General features: G+C 74.0%; 18 protein-coding genes. 8 read left to right on the top strand and 10 right to left on the bottom strand.

Annotated features, from left to right (window positions below):
- Positions 1-121 precede the first annotated feature (121 nt).
- On the top strand, positions 122-1,534 hold the full coding sequence (locus AC6CH9_RS14555) for an MFS transporter (RefSeq protein WP_498155522.1): 1,413 nt from the start codon (positions 122-124) through the stop codon (positions 1,532-1,534).
- A gap of 13 nt (positions 1,535-1,547) precedes the next feature.
- Here AC6CH9_RS14555 and AC6CH9_RS14550 read toward each other — a convergent pair whose 3' ends face one another.
- Positions 1,548-2,726, bottom strand: a complete 1,179-nt coding sequence (locus AC6CH9_RS14550; protein WP_498155521.1) for a M24 family metallopeptidase — start codon at positions 2,724-2,726, stop codon at positions 1,548-1,550.
- A 124-nt stretch (positions 2,727-2,850) separates the two neighbouring features.
- Here AC6CH9_RS14550 and AC6CH9_RS14545 point away from each other — a divergent pair, with 124 nt between their 5' ends.
- On the top strand, positions 2,851-3,231 hold the full coding sequence (locus AC6CH9_RS14545) for a cupin domain-containing protein (protein WP_498155520.1): 381 nt from the start codon (positions 2,851-2,853) through the stop codon (positions 3,229-3,231).
- A 74-nt stretch (positions 3,232-3,305) separates the two neighbouring features.
- Here AC6CH9_RS14545 and AC6CH9_RS14540 read toward each other — a convergent pair whose 3' ends face one another.
- The 6 genes from AC6CH9_RS14540 to AC6CH9_RS14515 form a co-directional block, all read right to left on the bottom strand.
- Positions 3,306-4,241, bottom strand: a complete 936-nt coding sequence (locus AC6CH9_RS14540; RefSeq protein WP_498155519.1) for an NADP-dependent oxidoreductase — start codon at positions 4,239-4,241, stop codon at positions 3,306-3,308.
- A 113-nt stretch (positions 4,242-4,354) separates the two neighbouring features.
- Positions 4,355-4,762, bottom strand: coding sequence for a VOC family protein (locus AC6CH9_RS14535; protein WP_498155518.1), 408 nt, complete (start codon positions 4,760-4,762; stop codon positions 4,355-4,357).
- A gap of 130 nt (positions 4,763-4,892) precedes the next feature.
- Complete coding sequence (locus AC6CH9_RS14530; RefSeq protein WP_498155517.1) at positions 4,893-6,140, bottom strand: amidohydrolase; 1,248 nt, start codon at positions 6,138-6,140, stop codon at positions 4,893-4,895.
- Positions 6,137-7,393: a hypothetical protein gene (locus AC6CH9_RS14525; protein WP_498155516.1), complete on the bottom strand. Its 1,257-nt coding sequence runs from the start codon at positions 7,391-7,393 to the stop codon at positions 6,137-6,139. The genes AC6CH9_RS14530 and AC6CH9_RS14525 overlap by 4 nt, the downstream gene beginning before the upstream one ends.
- A gap of 112 nt (positions 7,394-7,505) precedes the next feature.
- Complete coding sequence (locus AC6CH9_RS14520; protein WP_498155515.1) at positions 7,506-8,015, bottom strand: nitroreductase/quinone reductase family protein; 510 nt, start codon at positions 8,013-8,015, stop codon at positions 7,506-7,508.
- Positions 8,016-8,098: 83 nt separating this feature from the next.
- Entirely contained in the window at positions 8,099-10,777 is a 2,679-nt protein-coding gene (locus tag AC6CH9_RS14515) for an ATP-dependent DNA ligase (protein ID WP_498155514.1), read from the bottom strand.
- Positions 10,778-11,032: 255 nt separating this feature from the next.
- On the opposite strand from AC6CH9_RS14515, the gene AC6CH9_RS14510 reads away from it, so the two are divergent.
- Complete coding sequence (locus tag AC6CH9_RS14510; protein ID WP_082380068.1) at positions 11,033-11,731, top strand: GTP pyrophosphokinase; 699 nt, start codon at positions 11,033-11,035, stop codon at positions 11,729-11,731.
- A 45-nt stretch (positions 11,732-11,776) separates the two neighbouring features.
- Here AC6CH9_RS14510 and AC6CH9_RS14505 read toward each other — a convergent pair whose 3' ends face one another.
- Both AC6CH9_RS14505 and AC6CH9_RS14500 read right to left on the bottom strand, forming a co-directional pair.
- Entirely contained in the window at positions 11,777-12,583 is an 807-nt protein-coding gene (locus AC6CH9_RS14505) for an ABC transporter permease (RefSeq protein WP_498155513.1), read from the bottom strand.
- Positions 12,580-13,551, bottom strand: coding sequence for an ABC transporter ATP-binding protein (locus tag AC6CH9_RS14500; RefSeq protein ID WP_498155512.1), 972 nt, complete (start codon positions 13,549-13,551; stop codon positions 12,580-12,582). The genes AC6CH9_RS14505 and AC6CH9_RS14500 overlap by 4 nt, the downstream gene beginning before the upstream one ends.
- A gap of 173 nt (positions 13,552-13,724) precedes the next feature.
- Between AC6CH9_RS14500 and AC6CH9_RS14495 the strand changes: the two genes are divergently transcribed.
- Together AC6CH9_RS14495 and AC6CH9_RS14490 are read left to right on the top strand one after the other, a co-directional pair.
- The gene (locus AC6CH9_RS14495; RefSeq protein ID WP_498155511.1) at positions 13,725-14,927 is read left to right on the top strand and encodes a sensor histidine kinase; all 1,203 of its coding nucleotides are present in this window, start codon (positions 13,725-13,727) and stop codon (positions 14,925-14,927) included.
- Positions 14,924-15,592, top strand: coding sequence for a response regulator (locus tag AC6CH9_RS14490; RefSeq protein ID WP_498155510.1), 669 nt, complete (start codon positions 14,924-14,926; stop codon positions 15,590-15,592). The genes AC6CH9_RS14495 and AC6CH9_RS14490 overlap by 4 nt, the downstream gene beginning before the upstream one ends.
- 38 nt (positions 15,593-15,630) lie before the next feature.
- Here the strand turns inward: AC6CH9_RS14490 and AC6CH9_RS14485 are convergent, their stop codons facing one another.
- Complete coding sequence (locus AC6CH9_RS14485; RefSeq protein ID WP_237843155.1) at positions 15,631-15,933, bottom strand: DUF1905 domain-containing protein; 303 nt, start codon at positions 15,931-15,933, stop codon at positions 15,631-15,633.
- A 124-nt stretch (positions 15,934-16,057) separates the two neighbouring features.
- Here AC6CH9_RS14485 and ku point away from each other — a divergent pair, with 124 nt between their 5' ends.
- The 3 genes from ku (at position 16,058) to AC6CH9_RS14470 (ending at position 18,093) form a co-directional block, all read left to right on the top strand.
- Entirely contained in the window at positions 16,058-17,077 is a 1,020-nt protein-coding gene (gene ku, locus AC6CH9_RS14480) for a non-homologous end joining protein Ku (protein WP_498155509.1), read from the top strand.
- Positions 17,078-17,199: 122 nt separating this feature from the next.
- On the top strand, positions 17,200-17,652 hold the full coding sequence (locus AC6CH9_RS14475; protein WP_498155508.1) for a VOC family protein: 453 nt from the start codon (positions 17,200-17,202) through the stop codon (positions 17,650-17,652).
- A gap of 291 nt (positions 17,653-17,943) precedes the next feature.
- Positions 17,944-18,093, top strand: a complete 150-nt coding sequence (locus AC6CH9_RS14470; protein ID WP_498155507.1) for a hypothetical protein — start codon at positions 17,944-17,946, stop codon at positions 18,091-18,093.
- Position 18,094 lies beyond the last annotated feature (1 nt).

The raw sequence follows: 18,094 nt of genomic DNA, 5'->3' as shown, positions 1-18,094 counted from the left end.
CGGACCACCGTACCTACCTCTAGGTATGGTGTCGAGTCGTCGCTCCGCGGACCACCTCGCGTCACACCTCACCGTCGCGCTCGGTCAGGACGGCATGAGAGTCGAGTCGTACGGTGGGTCGGTGACGGTGCAGCAGCGGGTGCTGGTGGTCGCGGTCCTCGCGTCGTTCGTGTCGTTCCTGGACGGCTCGGTGGTCAACGTCGCGCTGCCCGCGATCTCCGCCGAGCTGACGACCGGGCCGGTCACGGGCCTCGCGCTGCAACAGTGGGTCGTCGACGCCTACATGATCACGCTCGGCGCCCTCATCCTCCTGGCGGGCTCGCTGTCCGACGTCCACGGCCGGCGCCGCATCATGGGGATCGGCCTCGTCGGCTTCGCGGTGACGTCCGTCGCGTGCGCGCTCGCACCCGACGGGCTGTTCCTCGTCGTGGCCCGCGGGCTCCAGGGCGTCGCGGGTGCGCTGCTCGTGCCCAGCTCGCTCGCCATGATCATCTCGACGTTCGACGGCGAGCGGCAGTCCCGCGCGATCGGCTCCTGGACCGCGTGGACGAGCACGGCTTCGCTCGTCGGGCCGCTGCTCGGAGGGATCCTCATCGACACCATCTCGTGGCGCTGGGTGTTCTGGATCAACGTGCTGCCCGTCGCGGTGACGCTGTGGCTGCTGCGCGGGGTGCCGCGGTCCGCCGCGGAGGAGCCGGGTGCCGCGGGTGGCCCAGACGGGCGACGGCGCATCGACGCCGCCGGGGCGACGCTCGCGGCGGTCGGGCTCGCGGGGACCGTGTTCGCGCTCATCGAGCAGGGCCGGTTCGGCTGGGCGAGCCCGGTCGTGTGGGGGCCGTGCGTCGTCGGCGTCGCGTGCCTCGTCGTGTTCGTGTGGTGGGAGCGGCGCGCCCCCGACCCCATGCTCCCGCCACGGCTCTTCCGCGTGCGCAACTTCGCGTGGGGCAACCTCGCGACCGCCGCCATCTACGGCGCGCTGTACTTCGGCGGGTTCGTCGTCACGCTGTTCCTCCAGCAGGTCGGTGGGTACAGCGCGACCGCCGCGGGCCTCGCGCAGCTCCCCGTGACGCTCGTGCTCCTCGCGCTGTCCACGCGGTTCGGGGCGCTCGCTGGCCGGTACGGTCCGCGCCTGTTCATGACCCTCGGGCCGATCATCGGCGGGGCCGGCTACCTCCTCCTGCTCACGACGACCGACGACGCCGTCTACGTCACCCAGGTCCTCCCGGGCCTCGTGCTCTTCGGCCTCGGCCTCGCGATGACCGTCGCTCCCCTCACGTCCGCGATCCTCGGCTCCATCCCCGCGTCCGACGCCGGCATCGGGTCGGCGGTGAACAACGCCGTGTCGCGCGTGGCAGGGCTCGTCGTCATCGCGTTCGCGGGCGTGATCGTCGGGGGCGTGCTCGACCTCGACGGCTTCCACCGCTCGCTCGTCGTCACCGCCGCGCTGCTGGTCCTGGGCGGCGTCCTGAGCTGGGTCGGCATCCGCAACGAGAACGTGCGCGCGACCGCGGACGCCGTCCCCGGAGACCGCTGAGAGGCGCGCGCCCCTAGCGCACCGTCTGGAGGTCGTGCGTCGAGGTGTTGAGGCGACGTGCGCCGTCGGGCACGTCCGGCGGGAACGCGACGACGATGTCCTCGATCCGCACGCCGAACCGCCCGGGCAGGTAGACGCCCGGCTCGACGGAGAAGCACATGCCGGGCTCGATCGGTCGGTCCTCGCCCTCCACCATGTACGGCGGCTCGTGGGTCGTCGTGCCGATGCCGTGCCCGGTGCGGTGCACGAAGTACTCGCCGTAGCCTGCCTCGGCGATGACGGCGCGCGCGGCGCGGTCGACGTCCTGGCACGTCGCGCCAGGGCGCACGGCCTCGACCCCGGCCTGCTGGGCGCGCCGCACGACGTCGTAGACCTCGCGCTGCTGTGCCGCGAGGGCGTCGTCGGTGCCGCCCTCGACCAGGACCGTGCGCGTCGTGTCGGAGCCGTAGCCGTCGCGGAGCCCGCCGAAGTCGAGCACGACGAGGTCGCCCGGCTCGATGGTGCGGTCGCCCGCGTCGTGGTGCGGGTCGGCGCCGTTCGGGCCCGCGCACACGAGCGTGAAGTCGACCTGCTCGTGCCCGTGCTCGCGCAGGAACCGGTCGAGGTCGGCCGCGACGTCCCGCTCGCGCCGGCCCGCGAAAGCGACCTCGCGGATCTGGGCGAACGCCGCGTCGGCGGCGGCGCCCGCCGCGGCGAGACGCTCGACCTCCTGCGCGTCCTTGACGGCGCGCAGCGTCGGGACGGCGTCGGTGAACGCGGTGAACCGCGCGTCCGGGAGCGTTCGCTGGAGCCCGAGCACGTGCAGCGCCCACGTCGAGTCCGAGACGGCGTAGGTGCCGGTCCCGTCGAGGAGCCGCGCCGCAGCGGCGTGCTCTTCGTCGCCGTCGCGCCAGGTCACGATGTCGAGCCCGTCCGCGCCCGGGGCCGAGACCAGGTCGCCGCGCTCGAGCAGCGGCACGACGACGGACGCGCCGGCCTGCGCGCCGGGCTCGCCCGCGGGGATCGCGAGCAGCGTGAGGCGCTCGGTGTCCGGCGGCGCGTAGCCGGTGAAGTAGGCGAGGTCAGGCCCGGGCGAGACGAGCAGCCCCGCCAGATCGGCCTCGCGGGCGTGCGCGGCGGCGCGCTCGCGGCGAGCGGCGTAGACCTCGGGGCCGAACGCGGCCCCCGGACGTGCGGCATCCGTGCTGCTCATGGTGTCAGCCTGGCACCGCTCACTCGCGAGATCGACCCGAACGGCCCGACGTCGCCCCTCGGAAGGTCGATCTCGGGCGTGCAGGTCGAACTCGTGGCGGGCAGGGGAGTGGCAGGGTGGGCACATGACCGACGTGCGCAACCTTCTCGCCGCCCTCGACGCCTTCGACGGGCACTGGCAGCCACACCGGGTGGTGACCCTCAACGACCAGGACCTCAAGGTCGTCAAGGTGCTCGGCGAGTTCGTCTGGCACACCCACCCCGAGACCGACGAGCTGTTCCTCGTGCTCGCGGGCGAGCTGACGATCGACCTGCGCGAGGACGGCGTCGAGCGGGCGGTCGTGCTGGGGCCGCACGACCTGTTCGTCGTGCCGCGCGGCGTCGAGCACCGCCCGCGGGCCGCCGTCGAGACCTCCGCGGTGCTCGTCGAGCGCCGGGGGACGGTGAACACGGGGGACGCGGGTGGCGACCTGACGTCGCCGCTGCGCGAGCTGCCGGACGCCTGACCGCGGCGAGATCGACCCGAACGTCTACCCCCGGTGGGGTCGACCTGGCGACGCTCGGGTCGATCTGGCGGGACTCAGACCCGGACGACGACCTTGCCGCGCACGTGGCCGGACTGGCTCGCGCGGTGCGCGTCGGCGGCGTCGGCGAGGTCGAACACCTCCGCGACCTCCGGACGCAGCAGGCCCTCGTCGCCGAGGCGCGCGAGCTCCGCGAGGTCCGCCGCGTCGGGGCGGACCCACACGTAGTGCCCACCGAGCTCGTCGCGGGCGCGGGCGTCCGTGATCGAGGCGACCGTGCCGCCGTCGCGCAGCACCTGCGGGACCGAGTCGAGCGCGTCGCCGCCGACGTAGTCGAGGACGACGTCGACACCCTCCGGCGCGAGCGCCCGGACGCGGTCCGCGAGCCCGTCGCCGTACGTGACCGGCTCCGCGCCGAGCGAGCGCAGGAAGTCGTGGTTGCGCTCCGACGCCGTGCCGATCACGCGCGCGCCGAGGGCCCGCGCGATCTGGACGGCGAACGACCCGACGCCCCCGGCCGCGGCGTGCACGAGCACCGTCTGCCCCTCGGCGACGCCCGCGCGCCGGATCGTCTGGTACGCGGTCAGACCGGCGAGCGGCACGGCCGCCGCCTCCTCGAACGACCACGCGGCGGGCTTGCGCGCGAGCGTGCGGACCGGCGCCGCGACGAGCTCCGCGAACGTCCCGCCCGACACGTCGCCGCCGACGACGTCCTTGCGCACGTACCCGTACACCTCGTCGCCGACCTGGAGCTCGGGGGTGTCCAGGCCGACGCGCTCGACGACGCCCGCGACGTCCCAGCCCGGGACGACGGGGAAGACCACGTCCATGATCTGGTCGAGGTAGCCCTCGCGGACCTTCCAGTCCACCGGGTTGACGCTCGCGGCGCGCACGCGCACGAGCACGGAGTCGGGCCCGACCTTGGGGGTCGGGAGGTCGGTCGTCTCGAGGACGTCGGGGCCGCCGTAGCGGGAGTAGGTGATGGCTCGCATGACGGCGGCAACGGCATACGCGCCCTCTCGATTCCCGGGCCGCCGCGGGAGAGGCGCGGGTCACACCGGTGCACCGCGGCGGCGCGCAGCCCTCTCCCCGTCTCTCGGGGCGGTCAGCCCTCGAACGCCGTCGGGTCCATGAAGAGGACCTCCCACTGGTGGCCGTCGAGGTCGGCGAAGCTCCGCGAGTACATGAAGCCACCCTCTTCCTGCGGGTCCTTGACCGCGGTGGCGCCCGCGGCGAACGCCGCGTCGGCGAGGCGGTCGACCTCGGCGCGGCTGTCGACGCTCAGCGCGTTGATGACCTCGGTCGTCGCGGTCGCGTCGGCCACGGACTTGTTCGTGAACTGCTTCGCGAACTCCTCGGTGAGGAGCATGACGTAGATCGTGTCGCTGATGACGATCGAGGACGCGTTCTCGTCGGTGAACTGCTCGTTCACGGTGTAGCCGAGCGCCGTGTAGAACGCCTTGGAGGCGTCGAGGTCCTTGACGGGCAGGTTGACGAAGATCTGCGTGCTCATGAGTGCGCCTCCGGCGTCGTGGGCGGTTCGCCCGGTGCGTGGTGTCGTGGGGGTAGACGACCGGTGCCTCACGAACTCATCGCCCGGCCGCGCACGAGTCGCGGCCGGGCGACGGAGCGCCGCGCGTGCCTCAGACGAGCACGTCGCCGTCGCGGGCGACGACCCGGCCGCCCGCGACGACGAGCGCGCGGCGCGGGGCGCGCACGACGGCGTCGGGCACGTTCTCGGCGTCCACGAGCACGACGTCCGCGGGCGCGCCGACGACGAGGTCGTGCACGTCGCGGCCGACGAAGCGGGCGGCGTCGGACGTCGCGATGCGCGCCGCGGTGACGAGCTCCTCGTCGTACCGGAACCGCGACAGGCGCGCGAGCTGCGTCGTGAGGGCGAGGAGGTCTCCGGTCCCGTACGGCGACCACAGGTCGCGGATCCCGTCCGTGCCGAGACCGACGGCGACGCCCGCGGCGCGCAGCGCGTGGACCGGCAGGGGCGCGGCGCCGACCGGTGCGACGGTCGTCATGGTGATGCCGGCCTCGCCCATCGCGGCGACGAGGTCCGCCTGGCGCGACGCCGGGACGTCGCCGACCGCGAAGCCGTGCGCCACGTTGACCTTGCCCTGGAGCCCCGCGCGCAGCGTGCGGTCGATCATGAGCTCGACCTGGAACGCGCCGAGGTCGCCGCCGTCGTGCAGGTGCACGTCGATCCCGACGCCACGGCGCTCCGCGATCGCGAACAGCCCGTCGAGCTGGCCGACCGGGTCGCGGTCGATCGACGCGGGGTCGAGCCCACCGATGTGCTCGGCCCCCGCGGCGGCGGCCGCGTCGAGCAGGTCGAGGACGCCGGGCCGGCGCAGCACGCCGTCCTGGGGGAACGCGACGATCTCGGCGTGCACGGCGCCACCGAGCGCGGCGAGCGCCTCGCGCACGACCTCGATGCCGCGCAGGCCCAGGCCGAGGTCGACGTCCACGTGGGTGCGGATCGCCGTCGTGCCGTGGCGCACGAGCTCGCGCAGCACGGCGAGCGTGACGTCGACGCCGGGGATGCCGAGCTCGTCGCGGTGCGCGCGCTCGTGCGCGATGCGGCCCTGCGTCGTCGCCTCGCCGCCGTAGCTGACCCACGGCTTGCCCCACCAGCTCTTGTCGACGTGCGCGTGGGCGTTGACGAGGCCGGGCAGCGCGAGCAGGCCGCGTCCGTCGACGACACCGGTCGCGTCACCCGTCGGCGAGACCACCGGCGCGCCCGACGGCACCGTGACGGTGGGGTCGTGCGGCGTCACCGCGGCGATGCGCCCCTCGGCGACGTGCAGGTCGACGCGCTTGCCGCCCCAGGGGCGGACGTCGCGCAGGACGGTGACGGTCTCGGGGGTGCTCGGGCGGGTCATGCGGCGGGTCCTTCCGGGAGCGGGGCGACGACCTGGGGTCGTCCGGGGATCTGGATCTCGTACGTGGCGAGGGTGTCGAGGTCGACGACGGTCGCGCCGTCCCACGCCTCGGCCTGGGTGTACCCGCCGGCGAGCACGGCGCTCAAGGACCCGCTCGCGGGGTCGGTCCACGTGGTCGCGGTCTCGTGCCGGCGCGTGAGGGGCGCGACCTGCTCGGCCCCGGTCGCGGGGTCGAGCACCGTCACGTTCGGTCCGCCCGCGGCGTTGCCGAACGGGCCGTTGCCCACCACGACCACGCGGCCGTCGGGAGCGCGCGCGACGCCGTGCTGGTGGCTGTCGGCCGCGGAGGGCACGCTCGTCGTCGTGCCGGTGGCGGGATCGAGACGGACCAGCACGCGGCCCTGGTAGGGGAGCAGGAGGGAGCCGTCGTCGTCGAGCACGGCGTAGTGCGGCTTCTCGAACGACGCGAGCCCGCCCTCGGTGCCGAACGGCGCGACCTCGATGCGCCGCGCCTCGAACGTCGTGGCGTCGACGACGTGCACGGAGAACTCGTCGTGGTCGACGGTGTAGACCTCGCTGCCGTCGGCCGCGACGAGCACGTCGAACGGGCGCAGGCCCACGGGCGTGCTCGCGAGCACCTCGCGCGACGCGACGTCGACCGTCTCGAGCGTCGACGAGTCGCCCCGGTGGACGGCCACGTAGACGCGGGCGCCGTCGGGCGACACCGCGATGCCCATGCCGCCGCGGCGGTACTCGCCGAACCCGACCCGGGCGGGCACGTCCCGGTAGGGGATCAGGTCGACGCGCTGGCGCGTCACGAGGTCGACCACGGCGACCCCCTGCGCCGTCGAGACGTACGCGCGCATCGTCGGGGCGTGCACGGCGACGCCCCACGGCGCCGCCCCGACCTCGATGCGGTCGACGACGGCGCTGCCCTCGCGGACCGTCGGGTCGACGACGGCGAGCCCGTCGGACTCCGCCTCGGTCGCGAGCAGGTAGCGCGCGGGCGCCTGGGCGGGCTCCTCGGGAGCCGCGGGCTCGCCCGACGGGTCGGGCGCAGGGGGCGGGGCGGGGGACGTGACGTCGGGGGTCGGCGTGGGATCGGGCGAGGCGGCGTCGCCCGCGCTGCCCGGCGAGCAGGCCGCGAGCACCGCGACGAGCGCGGCGGTCGCCCACGCCGTGACGGCATGCCGGGTGCGGCGCGTGCGACGGCTCGGGGGCGCGGCACCACTGGCAGCGGAGAGGGGAGCCATGGTGAAATGGTATACCAATCGACCGTGGGTCTTCCCGACACCTCTCGCGGTGACCGGACCAGGCCGACTGCCCCGTGCCGACCCGGGAGGACGCGTCGGCAGCGCTCCCGGCCTACGCGCGGTCGCCCGCCGGCGCCTCCACGGTCCGAGGCTCCAGCACGACGACCGCCGTCTCGGTCGGGCGCCGCGCGGCGAACCCGTCCAGCGCGTGGTCGAACGTGCGCCACCGCTCCCAGAGCCGGGCGCGCTCCGACCCCTCGGCCGCGCGACCGTGGACGGCACGCGTCTCGCCGCGCAGCTCGACGGTCGTGTCCGGGTGCGCCTGGAGGTTGAGCCACCACGCGGGCTCGGGCGCGGCCCAGCCGTTCATCGCGAGCGTGACGAGGTTCGGGCCGTCCTCGAAGTACCCGACGATCACGTCGTGCTCGCGGCCGGTGCGTCGCCCGACCGTACGGAGCAGGAGCGTGCCCCACTTCTCGGGCTGAGGGCGCCACAGGCCGCGGCGGTGCCCGGTGACCCGGTAGTACGCGCGGTGCACGACCCAGGCCGTGCGGACGAACCAGCGCGGCGGGAGCCGCGGCGGGCGCTCGGGGGCGGGAGGTGCGGAGGACGTGTCGGTCATGGTCGCCGTCCTGCGTCGGAGGGAAGTCGAGGAACCTCGACGCAGCAACGGTCCCGCGGGCGGGGATCGACGTCAACGGTCCGTCACCGGTGGAGCGTCGCGGGCTCCTCACGCACGACGTCGGCCGGCGACTTGTCGCGCCGCCACCCCTTCCACACGGGGTGCCGCAGCTTGCCGAACGGGATGTCGTCGCCCTCGCCGGGCCCCGTCCACTCGGCGTAGACGACCTCGGCGACCCGGCGCGGCGACACCCAGCGCGCGTCTCGCGCGTCCTCGCGGGGCACTCCCGTCGCGGGCGACGTCGTGCGCTCGATCCGGCCGAGCTCGGCGACGAGGTCGCGTCGCTCCGCGTCCGTGAAACCCGACCCGACGCGGCCCACGTAGACCAGCCGCTCGCCGTCGGGCACCGCGAGCAGGAGCGACCCGACGAGGTGCGTCCGGTCGCCGTGCCCCGGCCGCCACCCCACGACGACGACCTCCTGCGACTGCGCGTGCTTGAGCTTGAGCCACAGCGCCGAGCGGCGACCCGACGAGTAGGTGCCGTCGCGCCGCTTGGCGACGACGCCCTCCAGGCCGAGCCGCCGCGACGTCTCCATCGCCGCGTCGAGGTCGCCGTCGAACGCGGGCGGCACGTGGACCGGTGCGCGCGCGTCGCCCAGCACCTCCTCCAGCACCAAGCGCCGCTCGTCGTAGGGGCGCTTGGCGAGCGACCGGCCCGCGGTCTCCAGGAGGTCGAACACCATGAGGTCGACCGTGACCTTGCGCCGGGCCGCCGCGACGTCCCCCGGCTTGGCGATGTTCGCGCGCTGCTGGAGGCGCCGGAAGCTCGGCCGCCCTCGCGCGTCGAGCGCGACGATCTCGCCGTCCAGCACGACCGGCAGCGCCTCGGCCGGGACCTGCTCGGCGAGAGCCTGGAGCTCCGGGTACGTCACCGTCATGTCCTTGCCCGAGCGGCTCACGAGCCGCACCTGCCCGTTCGACACGTGCGCGAGCGTCCGGAACCCGTCCCACTTCATCTCGAACGCCCACGCGTCGCCGTCGTGCAGGTCGCCCGCCGACGCGGGCGACGCGAGCATGGGTCGCCAGTCCGTCCGGGCCGGCGTTGGCTCGGCGTGGTCGTGGTCGTGGTCGTGGTCGGGTTGGGTGGCGGGTGGGGCGCTCGCGCCGGGTCTACCATCCGCGCCTCGTTCCTCGGCGCTCCCGCCAGGCCCGCCACGACCCGGCGCGAGCGCCCCACCCGCCTTCTTCGTCTCGCCCTGGTCGCGGCCTCCCGCGGACGCCGCCCCCGAGGTGCCGCCGCGCGGGGCCATGAGGTGGATGAGCCAGTTGTCCTCGTCGCGGCCGTCGCGGCCGCCCGTGTGGATGAGTGCGAGGCGGCGCGTGCCGTGCTGCTCGCCGTGGAGGGTGACGATGACCTCCTTGCCGTCCCGCCACTTCTCCAGCTCGTACGTGCCGGCGTCCCAGATGGTCACCTCGCCCGCGCCGTACTCGCCCTTGGGGATCGTGCCCTCGAACGCCCCGTACGCGAGCGGGTGGTCCTCGGTCTGGACGGCGAGGTGGTTCTTCTTCGGGTCGGTCGGCTCGCCGCGGGGCAGCGCCCAGCTCACGAGGACGCCGTCGTGCTCGAGCCGGAAGTCCCAGTGCAGGCGCCGGGCGTGGTGCTCCTGGATGACGAAGCTGTTGCCCGCGCTCGGCGGCGGGGCCTCGTCCGGGACCGGCTCGGGCGTGCGCTGCGCGTCGCGCATCGACCGGTAGCGGTGCAGACGGTCGGGGCGGTCGCCGTCGCTCGTCCCGCGGTCGCCGTCCGACGTCGCAGCGCCCTTGCGCTCGAACGTCGCCATGCGCTCGGGCGTGGGCTCGAGCGCGGCGAGGTGGCCCAGCGTGAGCGCGGCGAGCGGGTCGCCGATCGTCCGCACGCGCTCGATCACCTCGTCCTTGTCGAGGTGCCGCAGGTCCGGGTCGTCCAGCTCTTCCCACGTGCGGGGCGCCGCGACGGTCGGGTGCTCGCGCCCGCGCAACGAGTACGGCGCGATCGTCGTCTTGTTGCCGTTGTTCTGGCTCCAGTCGACGAGCACCTTGCCTCCGCGCAGCGACTTCTTCATGTCGCTCACGACGAGGTCGGGGTGCTCGGCCTCGAGGTAGCGCGCGAGCTCGTGCGCGACGGCCGACACGGCCGCGGCGTCCTGCTTGCCGTCGAGCGCGGCGTACAGGTGGATCCCCTTGGACCCGCTCGTCACGGGCAGGGGGTCGAGCCCCATGCCCTGGAGGATGGTCCGGGCCAGGCGGGCGACCTCCGCGCACTCGGGCAGCCCGGCCCCCGGCCCGGGGTCCAGGTCGAGGACGAGCCGGTCGGGGTCGAGGTGGACGCCGGTGCGGCCGAACTGCCACTGCGGCACGTGCAGCTCGAGCGACGCGGTCTGGCCGAGCCACGTGAGCGTCGCCAGGTCGTCCACGAGCACGTAGTCGTTCGCGCTGCTCTTGTGCTGGATCCGGCGCGTGCGGACCCACGACGGCACGCCCTGCCCCGCGTTCTTCTGGAAGAAGACCTGCCCCTCGACGCCGTCGGGCCAGCGCTTGCGCGTCGCGGGCCGGTGGGCGCAGTGGGGGAGCATGACGTCGGCGACGGCCGCCAGGTAGGCGAGGACGTCCGCCTTGGTCGTCCCGGTGGCGGGGTAGAGGACCTTGTCGAGGTTCGTGAGCCGCAGGCGGTGGCCACCGACGCTCACCGTCTCGCCCGCGCCGCGGCTCGATGAGGTGGCCATGGGCCCATCGTGGCGCGCACGGGGCGGCGCCGCCCGCGGGACGTACCGGACGAGGGACCAACGACCCTGTCCGCGGGCCGTCGTGGGAACTTCCCGGCGTCCCCGACCGTGCACACTGGAGGAGGCGGCCCGACCGACCCGGGGAGACCGCCGTGACGAGGCAGGACCGAGAGGAACACCGTGACCCACCTGACGACCGACGACGTCCCGCCCGCCGGGGAGATCCGTCCGCGGGTGCGCGAGTTCCGCCGGCTGATGATGACGTACAAGTTCGGCATCGACGAGGTGATGACCAAGATCACCGTCCTGCGCGACGAGTTCCGGCACATCCACGACTACAACCCCATCGAGCACCTCGGCTCGCGCCTGAAGTCGATCGACTCGATCTTCGCGAAGGCGCAGCGCAAGGGGATCCCGCTCACCCCGGAGGGCGTGCAGGAGAACATGTTCGACGTCGCGGGCGTGCGCGTGACGTGCAGCTTCGTCTCCGACATCTACCGCGTGCGCGACATGCTCGTCGGCCAGCGCGACCTCACCGTGCTCGAGGAGCGCGACTACATCGCGCACCCCAAGGGCAACGGCTACAAGAGCCTGCACCTCATCGTGAAGGTACCGGTCTTCCTCTCGGACCGGGTCGAGGACGTCGTCGTGGAGATCCAGCTCCGCACCATCGCGATGGACTTCTGGGCGAGCCTCGAGCACAAGATCTACTACAAGTACCAGCGCGACGTGCCCCAGCACCTCACCGACGCCCTCAAGCTCGCGGCCGACGTCGCGGCGACCCTCGACACGACGATGGAGCGCATCCACGACGAGGTCCGCGAGCTGGACGGCGAGGCGGAGCCGGTGGAGACGGCGGACGCGCTCGTGTCGCCGCGCGAGATGGTCGAGAACTTCATGCGCACGGTGCAGGTCGCCGACGAGGCCTTCCACGAGCGTCGACACGACGGCTGACGCCGCCCGCGCGAGGAGCGAGCGGCGACCGCCGGCGGGGCCCGCTCAGGTCCAGCGGAACCAGCGCGCCGCGCCGGCGGCGCCCACCGCGACCGCGACGCCGAGCGCGACGAGGTGCGCGGCCGCCACAGGCTGCCCCGCCCACGCGTCGCCGAGCGCCTGCACCGCGGCGCCGAAGGGCAGCAGCTCGCCGACGCGAGCGACCGGCTCGGGGAGGTTCGACACGGCGCCGAACATGCCCCCGGTCGCCCCGAACGCGAAGAACGCGACGAGACCGAGCGCGAGCGCGGCGTTCGGGGTCGGCGCGACGGCGGCCACGAGCATCCCCACCGCGTACATCGCCGCCGACGCCAGGGCGAGCACGCCGAGCGCGACCCCGGGGGACGCCGGGAGCCGCGCGTCGAACGCGGCCGTCGCGACGACGAGCGCGAGCGCGACGCCCCCGGCGGTCTGGGCGAGGCTCACCACGACCTGCGCGACGAGCACCATCGCGGGCGACGCGGGCGTGACGGACAGGCGCTTGAGGACGCCGGACCGCCGGTAGTAGGCGAGGAAGCTCGGCATGTTGATGACGCCGACGATCCCGACGACGATCGCGAGCACGACCGGGATCACGAAGACGTCGAACGCCGTCCGGCCCCCCGAGCCCGGGACGACCATCGTCGTGGCGTCGCTGACGCCGTACATGACGAGGATCAGCACGGGCATGCCGAACGGCATGACGAGCCCGGCGGTGTCGCGCACGACCATGCGTGCCTCGGCGCCGATCAACGCGACCCACGCGCGCGGACCGGGCCTGGTCGGGGCGCGCCGCCCGGACGGCGTCGTGACGGCGGGGACGGTGGTGGTCATGCGGCCTCCTCGGTCGGGGCGGTCGTCGCGCGGGGCCCGCCCGACGGGTCGTCGGTGAGCGGGCGTCCCGTCAGCGCGAGGAACGCGTCGTCGAGCGTCGCGCGCTCGAGCCGGGTCTCCGTCGCGACGACGCCGGCCCGCACGAGCGCGGTGCTCACCTCCTGGAGCAGGTCGCCGCGGCCGGTCACCACGACCTGGTCGCCACGGACCGCGACGTCCTCCACGCCGGGGACGCGGTCCAGGAGCACCGGCGCGAGCGGCTGCGCGACGCGGAAGCGCACGCGCTGGTCGAGCCCGGCACCCGCGACCAGCCCGGCCGGGGTGTCGTGCGCGACGACGCGGCCGCTCTCGAGGAGCGTCACGCGGTCGCACAGCCGCTCGACCTCCTCCATGAGGTGCGAGACGAGGAGCACGGTCGCGCCGCCGTCGCGCAGGTCCTCGACGACGCCCCACACCTGGCGGCGCGCCTGCGGGTCGAGCCCGGTGGTGAGCTCGTCGAGGATCACGACGCGCGGGTCCCCGACGAGCGCGAGGACGATCGCGACGCGCTGCTGCTGGCCACCCGAGAGCCGCTCGTAGCGCACGTCGCGCTGCTCCTCGAGCCCGAGCATCGCGACGAGCTCGTCGGGGTCGCGGCCCGCTCCGTAGAACGTGCGGTAGAGGTGCGCGAGCTCGCGCACCGTCAGCGCGCCGTGCATGAACCCCGACTGGAGCTGTACCCCCAGCACCTGGCGCACCGCGGCGCGGTCCGTGAACGGGTCGAGGCCGAGCACCCGGACGGACCCGTCGTCGGGGCGACGCACGCCCGCGACCACCTCGACCGTGGTCGTCTTGCCCGCCCCGTTGGGGCCGAGGATCCCCAGGACCTCGCCCTCGACGGCGACGAGGCTGACGTCGTCCACCGCCGTCGTCGTCCCGCCCTTGCGGCGGTAGCGCTTGGTGAGGTTCCGTGCGTCGACGGCGTCCATGTCGTCCTCCTGCTCGTCCGGGGCGTGGACGCAGCCGGTCGGGGCGGTCCCGGCCGGGTGCTCCTGACGACGCTAGGGACCGGCGGGACGGGCTCGCGCGTGCCGGTCGTCACCGACCGGGCCCATGACTTCCGGCACGTCGCGCGCGGGCGGCGGGTCCGTAGGGTGGAGGGATGCGACGGACCGACCCGGAGGTGTGGGCGGGCATCGCGATGCTCGTCGTCATCCTCGGCATCGGGGCGCTCGTCCCGATCGCCGCACCCGGCGCCCTGACGGTCCCCGTCGTGGCCTGGCTCGCGGTGTTCGCGGCGTTCGTCCTGGTCACCGTGGGGATCGTCCTCGCGTCGGGGTTCGCGACGCCCCGCGCTCTCACGCTGCTCGGCGCGCAGGTCGTGCTCGTCGCGACGCTCGTGCTCACGGCCCCCGGTGCGGGCTGGCTCCCGATCCTGCTCGTCGTCGTCGCGGCGCTGAGCGTGTACGTCGTCCCGGTGCCCGTCGTGGCCGCGGTCGTCGCCGTGAACGTCGTCGTCGTGGGGGTCGCGTCGGGCCTGCGCGGCTCGGTCACCGACGCCCTGCTCACCGCGACGATCTACCTGCTGCTCCAGGTCGCGAGCGTCGGCTCGACCCTCGCCCTCCAGCGCGAGCGGCGCATGCGTGAGCAGCTCGCCGTCGCGCACGTCGAGCTGCGCGCCGCGGCCGTGCTACGCGACGAGTCGACGCGCTCCGAGGAACGCCTGCGGATCGCGCGCGAGCTGCACGACGTGCTAGGCCACCAGCTCACCGTGCTCGCGCTCGAGCTCGAGACGGCGAGCCACCAGGACGACGAGCGGGCCCGCGAGCACGTCGTGCGGGCCAAGGACGTCGCGCGCGAGCTGCTCGGCGACGTGCGCGCCACCGTCGGCGAGCTCCGGCGGCACGCGCCGAGCCTGGAGGAGTCGCTCGGCTCGCTCGTCGAGCGGGTGACCGTGCCACGCGTGCGCGTCGCCGTCGACGACGACGTCACGGTCGACGAGGAGCAGACGGTCGTGCTCGTGCGCGTGGTCCAGGAGGCGCTGACCAACGCGATCCGGCACGCCGAGGCCACCGAGCTCGTCGTCACCGTCGTCGCCGAGGAGGGGCGGGTGCGGCTCGTCGCCCGCGACGACGGGCGGGGCGCCGCGCGCGTGGAGCCCGGCAACGGGCTGCGCGGGATCGAGGAACGGGTCCGCGCCGCCGGCGGGACCGTCCGCCTCGACGGGCGGAGCGGGTTCCGCGTCGAGGTCGAGCTCGCCCCCGAGCGCGTGGCCGCCCGCGCCGAGCACCGCCGCGCCGGGGGAGACGTGCCGGCGGTCCCGCACGGCACCGCTCCGGTGCGCCCGACGGTGCCGGGCGCATGAGCGACGACGCGGTGCGCGTCCTGCTCGTCGACGACCAGACCCTCGTGCGACAGGGGATCCGCAGCCTCCTCGAGCTCGCGCCCGAGGTCGACGTCGTCGCCGAGGCCGAGGACGGGATGGCGGCGCTCGCGGCCGTGCGCGAGCACGAGCCCGACGTCGTGCTGCTCGACCTGCGCATGCCGCGCCACGACGGGATCTGGGCGCTCGAGGCCCTGCGTGAGAGCGGCGACGACACCCCGGTGCTCGTGCTCACGACGTTCGACGACGACGCCCTCGTCCTGCGGGCGCTGCGGGCCGGCGCGCGCGGCTACCTCCTCAAGGACGTGACGCTCGAACAGCTCACCGGCGCCGTCCGGACGCTCGCCTCCGGCGGCTCGCTCGTGCAGCCGTCGATCACGGACCGTCTGCTGCGCGCGGTCCGGGCGGGGGAGCCCCCGGCGGAGGAGGCGGACGAGGGTCCGGTGGTCGTCCAGGACCTCACGGAGCGCGAGCTCGAGGTGCTCCGCCTCGTCGCGGCCGGATTCTCCAACCGCGAGATCGCGCACGCGCTCTTCCTCGCCGAGGGGACGGTGAAGAACCACGTGTCGACCGTGCTGCTCAAGCTGGGGGCGCGGGACCGCACGCGCGCCGTCCTGCGCGCGCTGCACCACGGTTTTCTCGGCTGACGCCGTCGAGCGGCGCGGGAGCCCGGCACCGCCCGACGTCAGAGCAGGGTCTCGACGCCGATCCGCACCCGGTCGCCGACGTCGACGCCCTCGGCGTGCCGCACCGCGGCCTTGATGGGCACGACGAACGTCTTGCGCTGCGCGTCGGGGAACACCGACGTCGACCAGCGCTGCGCGCCGAGCGTCACCTCGACCTTGACGGAGCCGAACCCCGCGGGCGGGAGCGGTAGCTCCGCGATCTCGTCGCTCACGTCCTCCGGCAGCGCGGCGAACACCCAGCTGTCGGTGCGCGCCTCCCACCGCCACAGCTCTGCCTCGAACTCGAACCTCGTCCCCGCCACGCGACCATGGTGCCGCGGGCCACCCACACGCGCGCCGCCGTCGGGCCGCCCGCGGCCGTCGCCCGCACGCGAACCAGCGCCGCCACCCCTCGCGGGCGGGCGCGCGGCGCGCCACCATGGACGGATGAGGGCCATCTGGAAGGGCGCCATCACGTTCGGTCTCGTCAACGTCCCCGTCAAGGTGTACTCCGCGACGGAGGACCACGACGTGCCGCTGCACCAGGTGCACGACAAGGACGGCGGACGCATCCGCTACCGGCGCGTGTGCGAGATCGACGGCGAGGTCGTGCCCTACGAGCACATCGACAAGGCGTACGACGACGGCGAGCGCACCGTCGTGCTCACGAGCGAGGACTTCGCCGCGCTCCCCGCCGAGCGCAGCCGCGAGATCGAGGTCGTCGAGTTCGTCCCGAGCGAGCAGATCGACCCGCTCCTGCTCGACCGCAGCTACTACCTGGAGCCCGACTCGAAGTCCAACAAGGCGTACGTGCTCATGCGGCGCACGCTCGAGGAGACCGACCGCACGGCGATCGTGAAGTTCGCGCTGCGCCAGCGCACCCGGCTCGCCGCGATGCGCGTGCGCGACGACGTGCTCGTGCTCCAGACGCTGCTCTGGGCCGACGAGGTGCGCGAGGCCGCGTTCCCGTCGCTCGACGACGAGGCCAAGGTGACGGACAAGGAGCTCGCCATGTCGGCACAGCTCGTCGCGAGCTTCGAGGCCGACTTCACGCCCGAGGAGTACGAGGACGACTACCAGGCGCAGCTCCGCCAGCTCATCGAGGCCAAGCTCGAGCAGGGCGACGCGCTCGACACCGCCGAGACCTTCGGCGAGCAGCCGGAGGAGGGCGAGGGCGCCGAGGTCATCGATCTCATGGAGGCCCTGCGCAAGTCCGTCGCGTCGTCGAAAAGCAGCCGCGCGAGCGGGTCCGGGCCGTCCGGCGGGTCGACGGCGAAGGGCGGCTCGGGCCGCAAGTCCGCCTCGTCATCGGGCAAGAGCTCCTCGGGCTCCCGGGCGAAGAGCACGGGGACCAAGGACGAGGGGTCGAAGCCCGCCGCCAAGAAGACCCCGAGCCGGTCGTCGTCGAAGGAGAAGACGACCGCGAAGACCACGGCGAGGACGACGCGGAAGAAGGCGTCCGCGTAGGGTCGGGACCTCGCTCTCCGGCGCCACTGCGCGCCGCGCGATGAGTTCGGTGCCCGGCGCGCGTCGGAACGGTGAGGGCGGTCGCCCGGCCGCCTCGCGACCTGTGACGAACGGAGACGACGATGCGCGCGATCGTGCCGAGCCTGTGGTTCGACGGCAACCTCGAGGAGGCCATCACCTTCTACTCGAGCGTCTTCCCCGACGCGAAGGTGGGCGACGTGTTCCGCCAGCCCGACGGCACGGCGGTGTCGGCCGACTTCGAGCTCGCGGGGCACCGGTTCGCGGCCATCAACGGCGGGCCGCAGTTCCCGTTCACCGACGCAGTGTCGTTCGTCGTCGAGTGCGAGTCGCAGGACGAGGTCGACGAGTACTGGGCCGCGCTCACCGACGGCGGCCAGGAGTCGCAGTGCGGCTGGCTCAAGGACCGGTTCGGGCTGTCGTGGCAGGTGGTCCCCGTCGAGTTCCTCGCGATGCTGCAGGACCCGGATCCCGCCCGCGTCCAGCGCGTCGTCGACGTGATGATGACGCAGGCCAAGCTCGACCTGGGACCGCTGCGGGCGGCGTACGAGGACTGACTGGCTCGACTTCTTTCCCTCCCCGCGAGGGCCGCTTTGTGAGCGGGATTGCATCGCTTGACTACAAGGCGCTACATTCTGGCCACCATCGCTGGTTGTGAGCATGCTGTGAGCCAGGCTGGGGCCAGGTCCGTAGGGGGCGTTGGCTTGGGTTCTGCCGCCCGTCGAGGTCGACGGGCGCCCTGGTTGTAGGAGCGGTGACCTGTGGTCGCTCGTAGTTCGCATGCCCGGATCAGTGTTGCGCGACGCGTTGGGGCGGGGATCAGCGTGGGTCTCCTCGCGTCATTCCTGGTGACCGGAACCAGTGCCGTAGCGGACGAGACGACGGGTGACGCGCTCACGGCCGTGTGCACGGACACGGCCGCGACCGTGCAGGATGCGGCGGCCATGGCGGCATCGTGCGGCCAGGACGTCGAGGTCGTCTCGCAGCGCACCGAGTGAG

Source organism: Cellulosimicrobium sp. GQ32, assembly GCF_059758455.1.
This window is presented reverse-complemented; position numbering and strand designations above follow the sequence as displayed.